The organism is Kitasatospora sp. NPDC056446, from assembly GCF_042796115.1.
Classification (GTDB): domain Bacteria; phylum Actinomycetota; class Actinomycetes; order Streptomycetales; family Streptomycetaceae; genus Kitasatospora.
The window spans coordinates 114,686-132,735 of record NZ_JBHTRF010000007.1; the positions used below are offsets into that span (position 1 = coordinate 114,686).

The window sequence follows — 18,050 nt, forward strand, 5'->3', positions numbered from 1 at the left end:
GAGCGGCTGCCGTCCGGTCGGCCCGCCGCCCGGCCGGTCGTCCGTCCCGCCGGTCGGCCGGCCGGCCGGTATCCCCGCGGGGTCCTAGAAAACTCGGATAGCGGGGGCCGCCGGTGTGCTGACAGGCTGAAGGCGGTCGGCCGTGGACCGACCGGCAGTCAACCCGTGGCGCCCGGCGCGTGGGCGCACCGACGCGCCGACCGTGCGCCGCGGGTGATCGGGGGCGGGGGCGGGTGCCGGGCAGTGGCGCCCGCCCCCGGCTTTTCGGCCACGACTTGTCCGCGTCCAGCCATATGTTCGTTCGTCCACCGACCCCGGGCCCCGGCTTCCCTAGCATTCCGTCCGTGGTCAAACGACGCGATATCGAGCGCGAAGTCCTCGGATCGATCGGTGAGTTGACGGCCTCCCGGCTGCCGACGGCCGAACTGTTCCGCGAGCTGCACACCCTGCTGGCGGGCCCGCTCGGCTTCGACGGCGGCTGCTGGCACGGCACGGACCCGGTCACCGGGTTCCCCACGTCCACCGTCGCCGACGGGCTCGACCCCGCGCACTTCGAACTGGCCGTCCGCCTGGAGCTCCAGGGCGAGGACGCGACCACCTTCGACGCCATCCGCACCTCGGGCCACCGGGTGCAGACCGTCGACCGCGCCACCGACGGCCACCCCGAACGCAGCATCCGCTTCCGCGAGTTGCTCCACCCCTGCGGCTACGGCGACGAACTTCGGATCAACTTCGACCTCGGCGGCGGCCGTTGGGGCAGCGCCGCGTTCATGCGCGAGGACGCCCGGGGCCGCTACGACCCGTCCGCCCTGCGCCTGGCCGAACGCGTCGCCTCCCCCATCGGCGCCGCCCTGCGCGCGGCCCGACTCGCCTCCCTGCGCACGGCCCGCCCCGCCCGGCCCGTCCACGCCCCGGCGGTCGCCATCCTCGACACCCGGGGCCGGCTGCGCTCCGCCGACGCCGCCGCCCACGACCTGATCGCACGGATGGCCGAACCCATCACCCGCACCGGCGGCGTGCCCAGCGGCTTCCTCACCGTCACCCGCCAGGCCGCCCGCGCCGGCGCCCCCGCCGAAGTCCGGATCTGCACCCCGGACGGCCAGTGGCTCACCCTGCACGCCACCCCGCTGGACGGCCCCGGCGACACCGTCGCCGTCGTCGCCTCCCCGGCCTCCCCCGTTCAGCGCCTGCCGCTGGCGATCCTCGCCCACGGCCTGTCCCCGCGCGAACAACAGGTCGCCCTGCACGCGGTACGCGGCGCCAGCACCAAGGACATCGCCGCCCGGCTGCACCTGACCGTGCCCACCGTCCAGCAGCACGTCACCGCGATCCTCGGCAAGACCGGCGTCGGCACCCGCCGCGAACTGGTCGCCCTCCTGATGTCCGACCACCTCCCCACCCTGGCCCTCCCCCCGGCATGACAGGGGTGCCCCGCACGGCCACAACCCGTGCGGGGCACCCCGTTTTGGTTCAGCCGGCCGGGAACTCCCCGCCCTTGACCCCGGCCAGGAACGAAGACCAGGCCTCGGCCCCGAACAGCAGGGCCGGCCCGCCCGGGTCCTTCGAGTCCCGGACAGCCATCCCGCGCAATACCGACGGCCGAACCTCCACGCACTCGTTCGCCTGGGCGCTGTAGCTGCTCTTTCGCCACGGAACGTTGCCGATGTTCGATGCGAGCATGCCCCACCCTCCGATGACCGGTAGCGGCACAGCTACCGCCGCGCCCGAACATTCCTGCCGAGACCTGTTCTACCCGCCCGCGAGCTCGCCAGCCTTCACGCCACCGACGAAGGCCGCCCAAGCCTCAGCGGTGAACCGGAGGGCGGGCCCGTCCGGGTCCTTCGAGTCCCGCACCGGCACAACACCGGTCACACCGCTGGCCATCTCCACACATTCGCTCTGCGCGCCAGAGAACGAGGACTTCCGCCACTCGAGCCCTTCGGTGCCATACGGCGAGAACTCGCTCACAATCCCTGGACCTTCTCACTCGCGATGCGCTCGATGAGCGCGATCGATTCACTGTGGGGAAGCGACTCCGCCAGCGCACGGCGGAACAGATTGGTGTACTTGAAGACTTCGTCCGGCTCCTCAAGGTACAGAGTGCTGAGAAGGCTGTCGACGTACACCACATCCGTCTCAGAGGTCTCCGGAAAGCCGAGGATCGTGACCGGCCCGAAGAGCGCCGCGTGAACCTCCGATGCCTCAGGAAGAATCTGGACATTGATGCTGGGACGCTCGGCAGAGGCCACCAGGGAGCGAAGTTGCTCACGCATGACCGCCGAGCCACCGACCTGATGCCTCAGCGCAGACTCGGAGATCACGGCCCAAACCCGCAACGGCAGGTCCCTCGTGAGGACTGAGCGACGCTCCTGGCGAACCTTCGTCAGGGTCTCGATCTGGTCGGGCGTCGCATCCTCTATCTGCGCCCTCACAACCGCTCTGGTGTAGTCCTCGGTCTGCAGGATCCCTGGCACCAGGAGAGTTTGGATGCTGTACATGTCCGACGCATCGGACTCCAGCGCAATGTAGTCGGCATAGTGCGGCGACAGGGTGTCCGAGTAGCGGTCCCACCACCCACGAAGACGACCCTCGCGTGACAGGACCTCCAAACGGCCTCTGACCTCCGGGTCCGTCACTCCGTACAAGTCGAGCAACAGCCTGAGGTCCACCAGCCGAATCCCGGACTGAGCGGCCTCGATGCGGCTGATCTTGCTCTCAGCGCATGCCAGATGCCGCGCCGACTGGGCCATCGTCTGGTTCGCCCCGGTCCGCAGCTCCTTGAGCGTCCGAGCCAAACGGCGCTGACGCACTGTCGGATTCCTGTTCGTAGGCACAGCCGCGATCTCCCCTCTCCTGTGATCTGCCAGTCTGCCCCCACCCCACCTTCGGCAACAATCTTGCCCGGCTTCCAAAGTGAAGACTTGCAACATAGAAGCTTCCAGGAGCATGCTACTCACCGTAGTTCGCCACTCCACTTAAAGTGATCATGGCGGGCTCGCCACCGGGCATTCCCATGCCTGCTTCAGCCGTCTTCACCCCGCACACCCCGGAGGTGGCTCCGCCATGCCTGAAACCGACTCCCCCTCCCCCTCGCCCTCCCCCGCCCCCAGCGCGAAGGCCTGGCAGCTGCCCCGGCGCCGGACCTCGCCCGGTGTCGCCCGGCGGCGGCTCCGGGACTTCCTCGCCCCCTTCCCCGTCGGCGAACTCCTCCTCCCGACGGGCCAGTTGCTTGTCAGCGAGCTGGTCACCAACGCCGTCCGGCACACCCGCGTCCCGCGCGACCGGCTGATCGGCGTCCACTTCCGCCTCACCCCGGACGGCACGCTCCGCATCGAGGTGCACGACGCCGACAGCGAGAAGCCCGTGCTGCGCGACACCCCCGCTCCCGTCTCCGCCGACAGCGGCCGGGGGCTGCTCCTGGTCGACGCGCTGGCCCGGAGCTGGGGCTGCTCCCCGCGCGCCGGCGGGATCGGCAAGTTCGTCTGGTGCCACATCACCCCCGAGGAGGACGCCGCGTGACCGCCACCCCCGTCCTGGCCGAGATCACCGGCGTCATGGCGCCCACCCTCTTCCCCGGCCTCGACGTGGCGCTGCCCGTCCTGTGGGAGCACGTCCGCGACCTCCCGATCCGCGAGGCCCACCGGGACTTCATCCGGATCTGCATCGGCCCCGGCGGCGGCCAGGGCGTCGCCCGCTGCCTCGCCCGGGGCGGCAGTTGGAGCACCACCCTCTACGTCGGCGGCATGACCGACTGGACCGCCCACCCGATCACCATCACCACCCACCAACACTGAACTCCCCGCCCCCGCCCGGCGCGAAGGCCAGGCGGAGACGGGGAGTCCGGGGTGCGGGGTGCGGGGTGCAGGGTGCGGGCCCGCTGCTACTCGGCCCGCCAGTGGACGAAGCGGGGCGGCTGCTCGCCCCAGGTGACGACGGCGCCGACCGGACTCGGACTGATCCCGCCCGAGAGCAGCCCGTGCAGGAACTCGGCCATCCCCATGTCGTAGACCAGGGGCGCGCCGCCGTTGCGGCCGAGGACGAGGACCGGCCAGGCGTCGGGGTCGTCGCCGACCGTCAGCCAGCCGAGGGTGTCGGCGGTGCAGGAGCCGCCCCAGGCGACGATCTGCTCGGCGGAGCGCACCGCCTCGGTCGGCTCGCCGTCCTCCTCGAACAGCCAACGCGCCTCCTCCGTCATGCCGCGCATGCCGGGCTGCGGCGCGCCCGCCGGCATCAGCTCGTCGGGGGCGAACACGGTGAGGGAACGGTCGATCTCCCCCTGCCCGTACCGCGCGACGAACTCGGCGTAGTCGCGCGGGAACCTAAAGCCCCACGCCGACCCGGCGGCCGCCCAGTCGCCGGACTCACCGCCCCCTTCGGACGGGGGCATGAGGTCCAGCAACCTGTCGATGTCGAATTCGCGTGCCATTGCTCTCTCTCGCTGGAGCCTGGAGTTGTGCCAGGTATCGGTTTCGGAGCCACAGAGCGAGTTCGGAACGGCCTCGGCCTTCGCATGCCTGCGACTGATCGCCCTTCCCATAGCCGACCGCCTCCCCACCCTCGCTCTACTCCCGGCGCAGCGGAGGCAGGGCGAGCCCTCTCATTCGGTCGAGAAGTCGCTCCACGACCGGACGCCCGAAGCGACGTCGAAGACCTCGGACAGCGTCGAGAAGAATGCGGCATCACCGTTCCCGACCCAGAAGTACCGCTTCTCCGGCGACTCGTCGTCCCACACCATGAAGATCCCCACCGTGCCGTCGCCGTTCACCGAGAGCGGTGCCAACACGGTGTCCTCCGTGAGCCCCTCGTCGATGTGGACGTCGATGCTGGTGACGATGTCTAGGAAGTGGAGCGCCCGCGAGAGGGTGTCCCCGGACGGCCAGTCCCGCCACCCCAGGAGGGGCATTCCGGAACTGAAGTTGTCCATTCCGTCGGAGAACTCCAGGAATTCTCGGTAGCCCGGCTCGATCGGTTGCCGCATCCACTCCTCAAGCTCCGGGATCCGGCTCGCGTCGACCGGTGACCGCAGCCCTGGAGGCGACGCCAGGCGGGACTCAGGGTCCAACCGGTGGTCATTGGCCCTCGCCGCCACAAGCCTTTCGATCCACTCATGCACCTCGTACCAACCTCATCGTTCCCGTACCGCGTTATGGACCGGCCTGTGCCCTGCCCTGGAGCACCTGCGCCTGACACAGCGGGGACAGTAGTCACTGGACATGACCGCAGCAGCTTCGCCAGCCCCTGTCCCGTGCACGCATCCAGCGCCTCTGCGCTCCAGCCCTATCTCGGATCGGGAACCCAGTCCCTTCCGTCTGCGGATGCAAGCAGTTCGGACATCGGATCCGACACCTCTCGGAGAAGGAATTCGGCCATCCCTGTGTCCGTTCGCGCCCAGGCGCGAGCAGCTGTCCGGCCCCGGTACCAGACGACCACGGGCCACCGGTCAGGATTTGGATTCCCTGTCAGCCAGAAGCATCGGTCCCCGTTGTGGTTCGCGCCCCACTCCAGCAGTCCACCAGGATCCGGGAACATCGGATAGGGAAAATTACCCGGATACTTCGACCGCATCTCGTTGAACGCCGGACCGGTATCCAGCTTCGTTCGCGCGACCACGCGAACGAAGCCACCAGGAGCCCACCCGGTCGCACCGGGAGCCAGCGGCGAATGGATCCACAACTCACCACCGACGGCACCGCGACCGAATACTCCGATCAACCCCCTGTAGTCGGCCGGAAATACGACTCCGCTCTCCTGTGCCGAATCCCACCAGGGAATTCTGTGGCCGGCGTCGACATTCGGAACATCAAGGAGACCCGCAAGGGTCGCCACCGCACTTTCCATTTCCGGCCTTCAATCGCTCACGAGCGTTCGGAATCCACACCCGGCCGACTACCTCCCATCCTCGCCCTGACTCGGCGCAGCGGGGGTGGCCCCTTGTCCGGCGGATGGGTGTCAGCCGCCCGGACAAGGTGCCGCTTCAGCTCCTGGGCCCGCCGGTGAGCGGGTCGAGCCTGTCGCGCGACCTCTGCCGCTCCAGCCGCCAGTGGACGAACCGGGGAGACTCGCAGCCCCAGGCATCGGTGATGCCGATGGGACACGGGTCGATCCCCGCCGTGAGCATCCCGTGGAGGAACTCGGCCATCCCCATGTCGTAGACCAGGGGCGCGCCGCCGTTGCAGCCGAGGACCAGGACCGGCCAGGCGTCGGGGTCGTCGCCGACCGTCAGCCAGCACAGGGTGTCGGCGGTGGAGGAGCCTCCCCAGGCGACGATCTGCTCGGCGGAGCGCACCGACTCGGTCGGCTCGCCGTCCTCCTCGAACAGCCGGCGCGCCTCCTCCGTCATATCGCGCATGCCGGGCTGCGGCGCGTCCGCCGGCATCAGCTCGTCGGGGGCGAGCACCGAGACGCAGTCCTCGATCCCTCCTTGCCCGTACCGGGTGATGAACTCGGTGTAGTCGCGCGGGAACCGGAAGCCCCACGCCGACCCGGCGGCCGCCCAGTCGCCGGACTCACCGCCCCCTTCGGACGGGGGCATGAGGTCCAGCAGCCTGTCGATCCGTTCAGTCAAGGGTGGACTGCCAGAGTTCCGGGTTGAGCGTTTGGTCGATCAGTTCCTCCGCGTCGGGGAAGTCCCCGTCCAGGACCGCTGCGAGGAATTCGGCCATGCCGCCGTCGAACCGGCTCATCTCGTCTCCGCCGTAGTGCCAGACCACGACCGGCCACCGGTCGGGGTCCGGTCCGGCCATGTGCCAGCAGAAGTAGTCCGCCGAGGTGTTGTTGCCCCAGCCGAGCAGGCCTCCCGGGGTCGGGAACGGCTCGTAGGGGCGCCCGACCTCGGGGTACCACGTGTACCACTGTTCGAGCATCTCGCCCAGGTCCTGGTTGAAGCTGTGCATGTCGTCGAAGCGCTGCCCACTCGGCTCGCCGGGGTCGAACGAAGGAGTCACCACGACGAGGTCGCCGAAGAACCGAACAGGACCGTACCGATCGACGAGTTCGCGGTAGTCGGACGGAAGCCCGACACCGAACCGCTCGACTGCTCCGCTCCACGGAACGTCAAGGGGAGGACGGCCGGGGTCGCCCATGATCTCCCCAAGACGGCTGATCGAACCTGACATCTCCGAGACCTTCCTAGTCACCGAGCTGAACCATATTGCCGTTGGGCCCCTGCTTTTCGTTCGGCACATACCTGATGTCCCAAGTGCCCCGGCGCCCGTCCGCATACTGGCCGATGGCGATCATGTAGAACCCCTTCGGGATCTTGCTCGACGGTGAGCTGTAGTAGGGACTGACCGTGTAGTTGACGATCTGCTTGTCCAGCAGGGCTGCGTCGACAACGTCCACCTCGAATCCCCGCATCGCGCCCTTGGTCGTATTCACGCCGACCTGGAAGCAGGGAGCGAGGTTTCGAGCCACGCCCCGGCCCCCGACCTCCCGCGCGATGAGGTGGCATCGGGCAAGCGGAGTTCTCTTACCGAGACTCCATCCCTCGTTCTTCACGGTCGTCTCGGCTTCTGTCCATCCGGTGATGTCTCCTTGTGCACCCGTTCCCCTCTTCCGGTTCGGCTTGCCCACGAGGCACGCTTCAGCCATGGTCGGGCGCTTCACGCCGGGGCTTCCGGTGACGTCTTCCATGGCGCCGTACATGATCCATCCGGTTCCGCCGCCGGGCCTGACGTCGTCGGTGTCGGAGCCCGCCGGGCGGTGGTTCAGGCAGCTGTCCGGATTGTTGTTCCTGGTGACCGACGGGTTGTTGGGGATGATGGCTGGCTGGGGGCCGGAGGCGGCAGCGACGACGGTCGGGGTGACGTTCTGCTGGACCGTCAGCATCGCCGAGAGGCTGGCGGAGCTGTAGGACGCGGCAATGACGTTGAGGGACTGGTGGGGGTCCGGCGGGGTCCAGTCGAGCTGGGGCGCGGGGCGCTCGACGGCGGGCTTGGTCTTGTCGAACAGGGGCTTGGGCGGTGCCGGGCGGAAGACCGCGGGGCGCACGGGTGACACGGGCCGGCGGCAGGTGTTGCAACCGCCGCCCGACGAGGAGTGGCCTCCCCGTCCGCTGGGCCTCGGGTCCTCGGCGGCGGGCCGGCCGGTCGGGCTCTCGGTGGAGTAGGGGGAGGAGTCGTTGGGGGTGGGCCGCGATCGGTGCCGGACCTCCGACTGGATCTGGTAGTACTCGCTGCGGTCGTAGGTGCCGTCCGCCGAAGCGCTGTAGTACCCGACGTAGCCCACCGGGTTGGTGTAGGCGTCGGTGTAGCGGTTCATGGTCGGGGCGTTGCCGGTGTAGGAGTTGACCTGGTTGGCGTACGACTGGGAGATCTTGGGCTTGCCCGGGGCCGGGGCCGTCTCCGTCCGGGACTGTGAGCCCTGGCCGGCCTGGATGCGGGCCGTGCCGCGTTCGAGGTCGACGCCGCTCCTGTTGGGCCCTGCGGGACGCTCGATGACCGTGGTGGATCGGCCGCCTCCTGCGCTGCCGGGGCCGACGCCTCCGCCGCCACCGCCGCCACCCGCCTGTGCGACCTTTTCGTGCCCCGTGGGGTCGATGCCGTTCAGGGGGCTGCCGTTGGCGTAGGCGTAGCGGTTGGCCTGGGCGGAGGAGCTGGGGTTGAGCTGCCAGCTGTCGCGGCTGGTGAAGCCTCCGGTGCCGGGGCGGTACCAGCGGGCGGCCATGTTGACGTCGCCGGTGGCGGGGTCGGTCCAGCCGCTCTGGTAGCCGAGGCTGGTCCCGGTGCCGCTGGTGGCGGTGGGCTTGCCGAAGGGGTCGTAGGTGGTGGTGCCGGTGACGGTGGTGCCGTTGTTGTCGAGGGTGGCGGTGACGTCGGTGTGCTGGTCGGTGCGCAGGCGCACGCTGCTGGTGGTGTTGGTGGCGCCGAGGAGGTTGCCGGCGCCGTCGCGGGCGTAGGCCCAGGTGCCGTCGTTGGTGAGGTCGTCGGAGCCGCCGTCGTAGGTGAAGCGGGCGGCGTTGCGGCTGGTGACGCGGTCGAGGCCGTCGTAGGTGTAGGTGGTGGTGCCTTCGGTGATCAGGCGGCCGAAGGCGTCGAAGGCGAGGGTGTCCTGCGTGGTGCCGGTGGTGACGGCGGCCGTGGTGCCGCGCGCGGTGTAGCGGTAGGTGCTGGTGCCGTCGGACACGAGGCGGTTGCGCTCGTCGTAGGTGGCGGTGGCGGTGCCGTTGCCGGTGCGGTTCCCGGCGGCGTCCCAGGTGTAGGGGGTGGTGGTGCCGTCGACGGTCCAGGAGGTGAGGCGGTCGGCCTGGTCGTAGCCGTAGCGGTTGTCCTTGACGGGGTCGGTGGCGGCGCCGCTGACGGTCTTGCGGGTGAGGCGGTTGTCGAGGTCGTACTCGTAGGCGGTGCCGGAGATCACGGCGGCGGCCGGGTTCCCGGAGAGCACCTGGTCACTACTGACGCGGCCGAGGCCGTCGTAGCCCAGGCGCCGCTCGGAGACGGACTTGTCCTTGCTGGTGTCGACGGGGTCGGCCTGGATGTACCACTGCCTGCTGGGGCGGCCGTCGCCGTCGTAGCCGTACCAGTTCTTCATGTTGAGCTTGGGGTTGTTGATCCAGTCGAGCTGGCCGTCGGCCTTGTAGCCGAACACGGTCAGGCCGGTGTCCTTGTCCCGGCGCCGGGTGACGCGCCCGTCGGCGTCGTACTCCCAGGTCTGGGCGGCGGCCGTGAGGTCGGCGCCGGCCGCGACGGGCAGGCCGCGGTCGTTGTACGCGTACTGCTGGCCGTTCAGGGCCGAGGAGTTGTGCCGGATCAGGTGGCCGGCCTTGTCGTAGGCCAGTTCGCGGTCGGTGGTGCCGGCTTCGGCGCCGGTGCCGCTCTCGCGGACGAGGCGGCCGAGCGGGTCGTAGCTGCTGGTGCGTACGACGCCGCCGGGTTCGGTGCTGCGGACGGCCTGGGCGGCCGTGTCGTAGGCGGTGGTCCAGGTGCGGTCGGCGGCGTCGGGGTGGGCGGTGGTGGCGGGCTCGACGGTGGATTCGGGCAGGCCCCAGGTGTTGAAGGTGTAGACGGTGGTGTTGCCCTTGCCGTCGGTCAGGCGGGTGCGGTTGCCGGTGGCGTCGTAGCCGAAGGTGGTGGTGATGCTCTGTCCGGCGGCGACCGGTTCGGTGAGCTTGACCGGGCGGCCGAGCACGTCGTAGGCGGTGCTGGTGACGGCGCCGGTGGCCGGGCTGGTGCTGGTGAGGACCTGCCCTTCCAGGTCGTAGGTGGCGGTGGTGGTGCGCAGGACGGTGCCGGCCGGGTCGAGGTTGTCGGTGGCGGCGGTGTTGCCGAGGGCGTCGTAGCGGGTGCGCGTGGATTCGCCGAGGGGGGCGGTGGCGCGCACGGTGCGGCCGAGGCCGTCGTACTCGGCCTTGCTGACGCGTCCGACGGGGTCGGTGCTGGTGACGATCTGGCCGGCGGTGTTGAAGGTGGCCTTGCTGGTGTTGCCGGCCGGGGTGGTGAGGGCGGTGAGGTTGCCGGCGTCGTCCCAGGTGGACTTGCTGGTGAGGTTCTGGAGGGTGGGCTGGCGTTCGACGACGGTCGCGGTGAGGGTGCGGCCGAGCTGGTCGTAGGTGGCTTCGCTGCGGGCGCCGAGCGGGTCGGTGCCGGAGAGCTGGAGGCCGTTGGGGGTCCAGGTGGCGGCCCAGGTGGGCGGGCTGTCGTCCACGGGGGGCTGGAGGCCGCCCGGGGAGTTGGGGTCGACGCGCTGGTTCTGGTGGCTCATGCGGTCGTAGCCGAAGGTGGTGCGGCGTCCGGCCGGGTCGGTGGTGGCGGTGACCCGGGAGAGCTTGTCGTACTCGATGCGGCTGACGGGGTTGAGCGCGGTGGTGGCGCCGGGCGGGGTGTAGGAGGGCAGGCGGGCCTCGGTGATGCGGCCGAGCGCGTCGACGGTGGTCCTGGCGACCTGGCCGAGCGGGTCCTTGGTGGAGACGGCATCGCCGAAGGCGTTGTAGCCGGTGGTGGTGGTCGGGCGGACGGTGGTGGCGGGCGCTCCCGCGCTCTCGGCGGCGACGGGCGGCGCGGTGGTGGAGGTCTGGCGGCCGAGGACGTCGTACTGGAAGGTCACGGTGTAGGCGGCCGGGTCGGCGCCGGGGGCGTTGCCGTTGGGCGAGGTGGTGGCGGTGACCAGGCCGCGCTGGTCGTAGCCGAAGGTGCTGACGGCGACCTGGCCGCCGGCGGAGGAGGCGAGCTGGCTGCGGGTCAGGCGGCCGGCGGTGTCGTAGGTGAGGGTCTGGACGCTGTTCTCGGTGTCGCTGATCTTGAGGGTGCTGGTGGTGACGCGGTCGTCGGCGTCGTAGCCGACGGTGCTGACGCGGTTGAGGCCGGCCGGGTCGAGGACGGTCTGGGTGACGCGTCCGGAGGGGTCGACGGTGCGCGTGGTGGTGGTGCGTCCGCCGCCGGTGGTCTGCTTGGTCAGGTGTCCGGCGCCGTCGTACTCGTCGGCTTCCAGGACGATCGGGTGGGTGGTGCCGTCGGCCTGGGTGACGTCCTGGGCGGTGGCGGTGGCGGGCAGGCCGTCGTCGAAGTAGGTGTAGCCGGTGACGGCGCCCATCGCGTCGGTGCGGGAGGCCAGGCGGCCGGCCGGGTCGTAGGCGCGGGATTCGACGGTCAGGTCGCGCACGCCCTTGCCGTCGCCGTTCCAGCCCTTGACGACGGTGGTCGCGGGCTGGCTGCGCGGGGTGTAGGTGAAGGTGGTGACCTGGCCGAGCGCGTCGGTGACGGAGGTGCGGCGGCTGAGCGCGTCGTACTCGTAGCGGGTGACGCCGCCCATCGCGTCGGTGTCGCTCTGCACCCGCCCGGCGGTGTCGTAGGTGGTGGAGGCGGTGCGGGTGCCGTCGGCTCCGGCGGTGTCGGCGGTGGTGGATCCGGTGGGGCGGCCGTCCGGGTCGAAGGTGACGGTGGTCCTGGTCTGGTGGGTGTCGCCGGTGACGGCGTCGGTGACCTTCGGGCCGGTCTGGGCGCTCTGGCGGCCGAGTTCGTCGTATTCGTAGGTGGTGGTGACGCCGGCGGGCTGGGCGTCGGAGGTCTCGGTGGTCCAGGTCTTGCGGCCGGCCGCGTTGTAGCCGTGGGTGAGGGTGAGTCCGCTGGGCGCGGTGGTGCGGGCCAGGTCGCCGCTGGAGTAGTAGGCGTAGGTGGTGACGGCGCCGCCGGCGGTGGTCTCGCTGGCGAGCAGGCCGGCGGGGGTGGTGCCGCCGCTGTAGGCGGGTTCGGTGCCGGTGGTGTAGCTGGTGCGGGTGGTGCGGCCGTCGGGGCGGGTGGTGGATTCGGGCAGGCCGAGGGCGTTGTAGGCGACGGTGGTGCGGTAGGTGGTGTCGCCGGGCCCGGCGGAGCGGGCGTCGCGGGTCTCGGCGGGCTTGTCGTTGCGCGGGTCGCGCGGGTTGTCCTTGTTGAGGAAGTAGCTGGTGTAGGAGGTCCAGCAGGAGTTGGTGTCGCGGCAGGTGGTCAGGGAGACGGTGTTGCCGCGGGCGTCCTGGCCGCTGACGGTGGAGTGGCCGTTGGGGTCGGTGACGGTGTGGACGAAGCCGCCGGTGTCGTAGGTGTAGCTGGTGGTGTTGCCGGCTTCGTCGGTGCGGGAGATGAGGCGGTTGCCGCGGGTGGCGTCGTGGATGTCGGTGCTGGTGTTGCCGGCCGGGTCGGTGAGGGTGACGCGGGCGGCGAGTTCGGTGGCCGAGGACGCGGACCGCGCCTGGTAGTGGGCGGCGACGCGTTCGGCGCTCAACGGGTGCTGGTAGATCGCGACTTCGTCGATCTGGCCGGTCAGCCAGGACCAGCCGCCGTTGCCGGCGGGCCAGTTGCCGACGTAGCCGCCGCCGAGGGTGAGCCGGTCCATGTCGAGGTGGTTGACGCCGCCGGCGCCGGTGCCGACCAGGACGCCGTCCAGGTAGAGGGACTGGCTGCCCTGGGAGGCGCTGAGCACCACGTGGTGCCAGGAGCCGTCGGTGACGGCGTTGGCGGTGGTGATCGGACTTCCGTTGATGCCGTAGAACAGGCCGCGCAGCTTGCCGTCCGAGCCGACGTACAGGTCGGGCACGGTGTTGCCGCTGGTGTTGTTGGCCTGGTTGAGGAGGATGCCGGCGCCGCCGGTGCGGAACCAGAGCTCGGCGGCGAGCTCGGTCTGTCCGCGCACGATCTGGGCGGGCAGTTCGATGGCGGAGGTGTTGGTGCCGTTGAACTCGGCGGCGCGGTTGTCGCCGGGGCCGAACACGCCGGTGGTGCCGGGCTTGACGGCGGAGCCGTAGGTGCCGTTGCCCTTGATCGCGGCGACCTCGCTGGCGGCGGTGGTGCCGCCGGTCTCGTCCAGGCGCCAGTAGCCGCCGGGCGAGTCGGCGACGACGGAGCCGCGGTAGCCGGTGCCCTGGCCGCCGACCTGGGCGCTGCGGGCGCGGTAGTGGGCGACGACGTCGGCGGCGCCGAGCGGGTGCTGGTAGACGGCGACTTCGTCGATGGTGCCGGTGAAGTGGCTGATGTCGTTGCCGGGGGCGCCGGGCCAGAAGCGGGCGATGCCGGCGCCGATGTAGGTGTGGGCGTTCTGCTGGTGGTCGACGCTGCCGTTCTGGACGCCGACGACCTGGCCGTCGAGGTAGACGGTCTGGACGGTGCCCTGGACGGAGAACACGGCATGGTGCCAGGTGCCGTCGGTGACGGCGTTCGCGGAGGCGACGGTGGTGTCGGCGGTGCCGTAGAAGCGGCTTCGCAGTTTGCCGTCGGAGCCGACGTACATCACCGGGGTCCAGGTGCCGCCGACGCCCGCCGGGTCGTCGATGGCGCGGCTCTGGTCGCCGAGCAGGACGCCGGGGGTGGTGGTGTTGAACCAGAGTTCGACGGCGAGTTCGGTCTTGGCGTGCAGGACGTCCTGCGGGATCTCGATCTGGGACTTGGCGGAGCCGTCGAAGCGGGCGGCGGTGTCGTCGGTGGGGGCGAAGACGCCGGGGGCCTTCTTGGCGACGCCGTCGCCGTAGGTGCCGGCCAGGCCGTTGCCGACCTCGCTGGCGGCGGTGGCGCCGTCGCGCTCGCCCAGGCGCCAGTAGGCGGCGGGGCCGGAGGCCTTGACGGCGTTGCTGTAGAGGAAGGAGCCGCCGCTGTAGGTGGGTTCGGAGACCTTCCAGTCGCCGCCGGCGGCGTCGGTGACCTTGGTGACGCGTTCGGTGGTGGCGTCGTAGGCGACCTGGGCACTGGTGCGGCCGGAGGGCAGCGTGGTCTTGGTGAGCTGGGCGCTGCCGGTGCGCAGGGCGTAGTGGTCGGCGACGGTCTGCTCGGTGAGCGGGTAGTCGTAGACCGCGGCTTCGTCGATCTGTCCGGTGAACCAGGACCAGCCGCCGTTGCTGGCGGGCCAGTTACCCGCCCAGTTGCCGGTGTAGCCGCCGCCGAGGTAGGCGCGGTCCATGTTGAGGTGGTCGATGCCGCCGGGGGTGGTGCCGACCAGGGCGCCGTCGAGGAACATGGCGGTGTTGTCGCCGGCGCCGGCGAGCACGACGTGGTGCCAGGCGTTGTCGTTGACGTCCTTGGTGGAGGTCACCGGGGCATTGGGGCTGTTGAACTTGCCGCGCAGCTTGTTGTCGGTGCCGACGTACAGGGCCGGGACGACGTTGTACGGGGCCTCGCCCATGGCGCGGTTCTGCATGCTCAGGATGACGCCGGCCGAGGCGGTGCGGAACCACAGTTCGACGCTGCGGTTCACGGACGAGCTGATCGAGCGGTTGGGCAGTTCGATGTAGGAGGTGGAGCGGCCGTTGAGGGTGACGGCCTGGCTGCCGCTGCCGGCGAGGGCGCCGTCGGCGCCCCAGGTGACGTCCCGGGCTTCGGCCGGGGAGCGGTCGCTGACCTGGGCGTCGTTGGTGAGGGAGCTGCCGTCGGCCTGGCCGAGGCGCCAGTAGCCGGAGGGGCCGGCGTCGCGCACGGCGGTGCGGTAGCGCGAGCCGGTGCCGTAGTCGTAGGCGGTGCAGCCGGTGGGGGCGGCGAGGGCGACGCCGGGCGGGCAGACCTTGGTGAGGCGGTCGCCGTCGTACTGGTAGGACCAGCCGCCGGTGGAGCCGGTGGCGGCCACGGCGGTGACGTGCTTCCCGGTCCAGCCGAGGTTCAGGGAGCGGCCGGAGGCGGTGTCCTTGACCTGGACGAGGGTGCCGGAGGCGTAGACCAGGTCCTGGGTGTGGCCGGCGGTGTCGGTGACGCGGGTGAGGCGGCCGTCGGCGCCGAAGGTGTGGACCTTGCCGGCGCGGTCGGTGAGGGTCCAGCCGCCGCCGTCGGTCTTGCGCAGCTCGGCGGCCATGCCGCCGCCGGGCACGTAGGCGTTCTTGCCCGGGTCCCAGCCGAAGCGGGCGCGTGAGCCGTTGGCGGCGGTGAGCAGCACGTTGCCGGGCAGGGCGAGCCAGTTGCTGGTCTCGACCTGGATGCGCATGTCCCAGGGGGTGGACCAGCCGGCGCCGAAGGCTCCGTCGGTGCGCGGGTCGAGGGAGTTGTAGCTGCGGGTGACGGAGAGTTCGGGGCCGACGACGGGCAGGGCGGCGTCGGTGGCGGCGGTGGTGTAGTTGCCGGCCGAGGTGTTGACGCTGCGTCCCGCGTCGCCCGAGGCGGTGAACTGGTTGGGCTGGGGCAGGACGGTGCGGATGTAGGACGCCTGGGTCTTCGGGCTGGAGTCCGCGCCGTCGCCGACCTCCGCGTACCAGGCGTACTGCTCGTTCCAGGTCAGCCATCCCGCGGGTACGACGAAGTTCGACGGCTGGTGCCAGGAGGACTGGTGGCAGTCCACGCGCGCGTCCCCGCCGACGACCCGGCAGACCTCGAACCGGTAGTCCACGTTCGGGACCGGCGCGCGGTCGGGGTCGACGCCTTCGGCGGTGAGGGTCGGCTGGAGCTGGTAGACGACCGTGCCCGACGGCGGGGCGAGGCGGGTCATGTGCGGGGGGACGTTGACGGAGGAGATCTGGATGTTGATCGGCTCTACGTAGGCGTCGACCCAGAAGTTGCTGACCTGGAACTGGTCCATGGTGAAGCGGACGGTGTACGCGCCCTGCGGGAGGGTGCGGATGTGCGCGTCGACCACGGCGCTGCCGCCCGGGGGGACGTCGCCCGGCATCGCCGTCCAGGCGATGTTGGTGCCGTAGTTGGTGATGTTGTTGCCCCACTGGTCGTACAGCAGGTAGGACATCTTGTAGTTGTTGGTGGGGGTCCAGGTGTCCATGCCGCGGTTCCACACGCGCAGGCGGACGATGCCCTCCTGGGTGGCGGTCACCGGCTGCTGGAGGCCCCAGAGTTCGTAGTCGGCGCCGTAGCGGGACCAGGTGACGTCCAGGTACGGCTGGCCGCCGCCGTTGTTGGCGCTGCCGAACTGCTTCCAGGAGTAGTTGTCCCAGACGTCGGTCTTGATGGCCAGGCCGTAGTTCGCGGTCCAGTGGTGGGTCCAGGAGTTGACCAGGTTGCGGCCGTCGGCGCCGAGGTCGATGGTCTCCCAGGCCTCCGGGCAGGCCCAGGCGCTGTTGGCGTTGGGGCGCCAGCCGTGCGCGAAGGACGGCGCGGCGAGGGCGGGGCCGGTGGAGGGGGCGTTGGAGCCGCGCACGCCGCCGGGCGACCACCAGGAGGTGACCTGGTGGATGCTGACGGTGCGCGGGGTGCAGCTGTAGGACCAGGCGTTGTACAGGCCCAGGCGGGCGCTGAGGATGGTGGCGTTGCTGAGGGAGTCCTCGATGCCGGTGAACTTGATGAACGACGAGGCCTGGTGCTTGCCGCCGTCGTTGGTGCCGGTCTTGAGGACGGTGTCGCCGGAGAAGTCCTGGTTGTAGTTGGTGTAGGCGTAGGTGCTCTCCACGGCCTTCACGGAGGAGATCTGCGGGTCGACCTTGACCGGGTAGACGCGCTCGGGGGCGTGCAGCCAGGCCTCGTCGAGCTTCACCTTGAGGGCCTGGCCGCCGGCGGGCAGCGGGACCAGCTCGTAGGTGACGCCGCCGGTGATGACGCCTTCCTCGGTGTTGGGCGAGAAGTTGGAGTCCTGCATCCAGCCGGCGGGCATGCGGCCGCGCAGGGTGCCGGCGGCGTCGGTGAAGTGCACGGAGCCGTCGGCGTCGAGGGAGGCGGTGACGCCCTCCAGGCGCAGCGGGAAGACCCATTCGGTGGGCGCGGTGGCGTCCTTGAGGACGAGGTTCTCCTTGAAGGAGGAGTTCCCGGCGAGGATCGTCAGGTCGGCCTTGGGGCGGGCCTCGGGGTAGGTGACGGTGCTGCCCTGGGCGGTGCCCTGGACGGGGGCGGCGTCCTGGAGGGTGTAGCCGGCGGACATGCCGTCGGCGAGCTGGAGCTTGACGAGCGGGTCGGCGTCGGCGGTGAGGCCGAGCTTGACCTGCTGTTCGGAGGAGGTGGTGGTCCAGCCGTTCCGGACGGGGGCGGCGCGCCCGGCGGTGGCGGTGCCGTCCGGGACCAGGGTGGTGTCGATGGCGGCCCAGGAGCCGTCGGCTCGCCGGAAGTTGACGGGCTCGGGGTAGCTGCGGGTGGTGAAGGTCCCGTCGGCGTTCTGGAAGGTCCGTTGCTGCGCGGTGCGCTTCTCGGGGAGTTCCTTGCTGGCGGCCGGGTCGAAGCTCTTGGCCGGGTCGACCTTTCCGGCGGGCTTGTCGGCGGGCTTGTCCCCGAGCTTGGCGTCGGTGGCGGGCAGCTGGGTGCTCTGCGGGGGGATGACGTCCTGGGCGGGCGCGGCGGGCTTGTCCTCGGGCAGTTCGCCGGGGGCGGGGGCCGCGCCGGGGCGGCCGGAGCCGTCGTTCGCGCTGGTGGCGGCGGTGGTGGCGTCGTGGCCGCGGCCGTCGGCGCTGCCCTGCTGCTGCTTGGGGCGCGGGCCGGGGTCGGGGGGCGCGGCGTCGGCCGCTTGGCGCAGGACGGACTCGGCGAAGGCCGACCCTTCGACTGTGCCGAGGACGACCATGGTCATGGCCAGCAGGATTGCCAGGGAACGGCGCAGCACGAGGGAACCCACCAGACGGTCAAATGAAGACAAATGAAACGGCAGCAGATATATCTGATGGTCAGTAGGCAGATAAAGAGACATTTGCTTTCTTGTGACCAAGATCACCGAACTATGGGCCGAAAAACACGCCCCGC

General features: G+C 70.6%; 11 protein-coding genes. 3 read left to right on the forward strand and 8 right to left on the reverse strand.

Annotation, left to right across the window (positions count from 1 at the left end):
• Positions 1 to 344 precede the first annotated feature (344 nt).
• A complete protein-coding gene (locus ACFQ6N_RS07130) occupies positions 345 to 1,421 on the forward strand; it encodes a LuxR C-terminal-related transcriptional regulator (protein WP_380647463.1) in 1,077 nt (358 codons plus the stop codon).
• Positions 1,422 to 1,470: 49 nt separating this feature from the next.
• Here the strand turns inward: ACFQ6N_RS07130 and ACFQ6N_RS07135 are convergent, their stop codons facing one another.
• The 3 genes from ACFQ6N_RS07135 to ACFQ6N_RS07145 all read right to left on the reverse strand — a co-directional run bounded on the left by ACFQ6N_RS07135 (position 1,471) and on the right by ACFQ6N_RS07145 (position 2,810).
• Positions 1,471 to 1,680, reverse strand: coding sequence for a DUF397 domain-containing protein (locus ACFQ6N_RS07135; protein ID WP_380647464.1), 210 nt, complete (start codon positions 1,678 to 1,680; stop codon positions 1,471 to 1,473).
• A 69-nt stretch (positions 1,681 to 1,749) separates the two neighbouring features.
• The gene (locus tag ACFQ6N_RS07140) at positions 1,750 to 1,968 is read right to left on the reverse strand and encodes a DUF397 domain-containing protein (RefSeq protein WP_380647465.1); all 219 of its coding nucleotides are present in this window, start codon (positions 1,966 to 1,968) and stop codon (positions 1,750 to 1,752) included.
• Positions 1,965 to 2,810, reverse strand: coding sequence for a DUF5753 domain-containing protein (locus tag ACFQ6N_RS07145; RefSeq protein WP_380647466.1), 846 nt, complete (start codon positions 2,808 to 2,810; stop codon positions 1,965 to 1,967). Before ACFQ6N_RS07145 ends, ACFQ6N_RS07140 begins: the two co-directional genes overlap by 4 nt.
• A gap of 253 nt (positions 2,811 to 3,063) precedes the next feature.
• Between ACFQ6N_RS07145 and ACFQ6N_RS07150 the strand changes: the two genes are divergently transcribed.
• Both ACFQ6N_RS07150 and ACFQ6N_RS07155 read left to right on the forward strand, forming a co-directional pair.
• Positions 3,064 to 3,519 (forward strand): ATP-binding protein, encoded by a 456-nt coding sequence (locus ACFQ6N_RS07150; protein ID WP_380647467.1) that lies wholly within the window; start codon positions 3,064 to 3,066, stop codon positions 3,517 to 3,519.
• Positions 3,516 to 3,794 carry a hypothetical protein gene (locus tag ACFQ6N_RS07155; protein ID WP_380647468.1) on the forward strand — a complete coding sequence of 93 codons (279 nt, stop codon included), beginning with the start codon at positions 3,516 to 3,518 and terminating at the stop codon, positions 3,792 to 3,794. Before ACFQ6N_RS07150 ends, ACFQ6N_RS07155 begins: the two co-directional genes overlap by 4 nt.
• A gap of 86 nt (positions 3,795 to 3,880) precedes the next feature.
• Here the strand turns inward: ACFQ6N_RS07155 and ACFQ6N_RS07160 are convergent, their stop codons facing one another.
• The 5 genes from ACFQ6N_RS07160 to ACFQ6N_RS07180 form a co-directional block, all read right to left on the reverse strand.
• Positions 3,881 to 4,426: an SMI1/KNR4 family protein gene (locus ACFQ6N_RS07160; protein ID WP_380647469.1), complete on the reverse strand. Its 546-nt coding sequence runs from the start codon at positions 4,424 to 4,426 to the stop codon at positions 3,881 to 3,883.
• Between the two features lie 171 nt (positions 4,427 to 4,597).
• The gene (locus ACFQ6N_RS07165; protein ID WP_380647470.1) at positions 4,598 to 5,113 is read right to left on the reverse strand and encodes a hypothetical protein; all 516 of its coding nucleotides are present in this window, start codon (positions 5,111 to 5,113) and stop codon (positions 4,598 to 4,600) included.
• An 861-nt stretch (positions 5,114 to 5,974) separates the two neighbouring features.
• Positions 5,975 to 6,565 carry an SMI1/KNR4 family protein gene (locus ACFQ6N_RS07170; protein ID WP_380647472.1) on the reverse strand — a complete coding sequence of 197 codons (591 nt, stop codon included), beginning with the start codon at positions 6,563 to 6,565 and terminating at the stop codon, positions 5,975 to 5,977.
• On the reverse strand, positions 6,558 to 7,115 hold the full coding sequence (locus ACFQ6N_RS07175; RefSeq protein ID WP_380647473.1) for an SMI1/KNR4 family protein: 558 nt from the start codon (positions 7,113 to 7,115) through the stop codon (positions 6,558 to 6,560). The genes ACFQ6N_RS07170 and ACFQ6N_RS07175 overlap by 8 nt, the downstream gene beginning before the upstream one ends.
• 13 nt (positions 7,116 to 7,128) lie before the next feature.
• Positions 7,129 to 17,880 (reverse strand): LamG-like jellyroll fold domain-containing protein, encoded by a 10,752-nt coding sequence (locus ACFQ6N_RS07180; RefSeq protein WP_380647474.1) that lies wholly within the window; start codon positions 17,878 to 17,880, stop codon positions 7,129 to 7,131.
• Positions 17,881 to 18,050 lie beyond the last annotated feature (170 nt).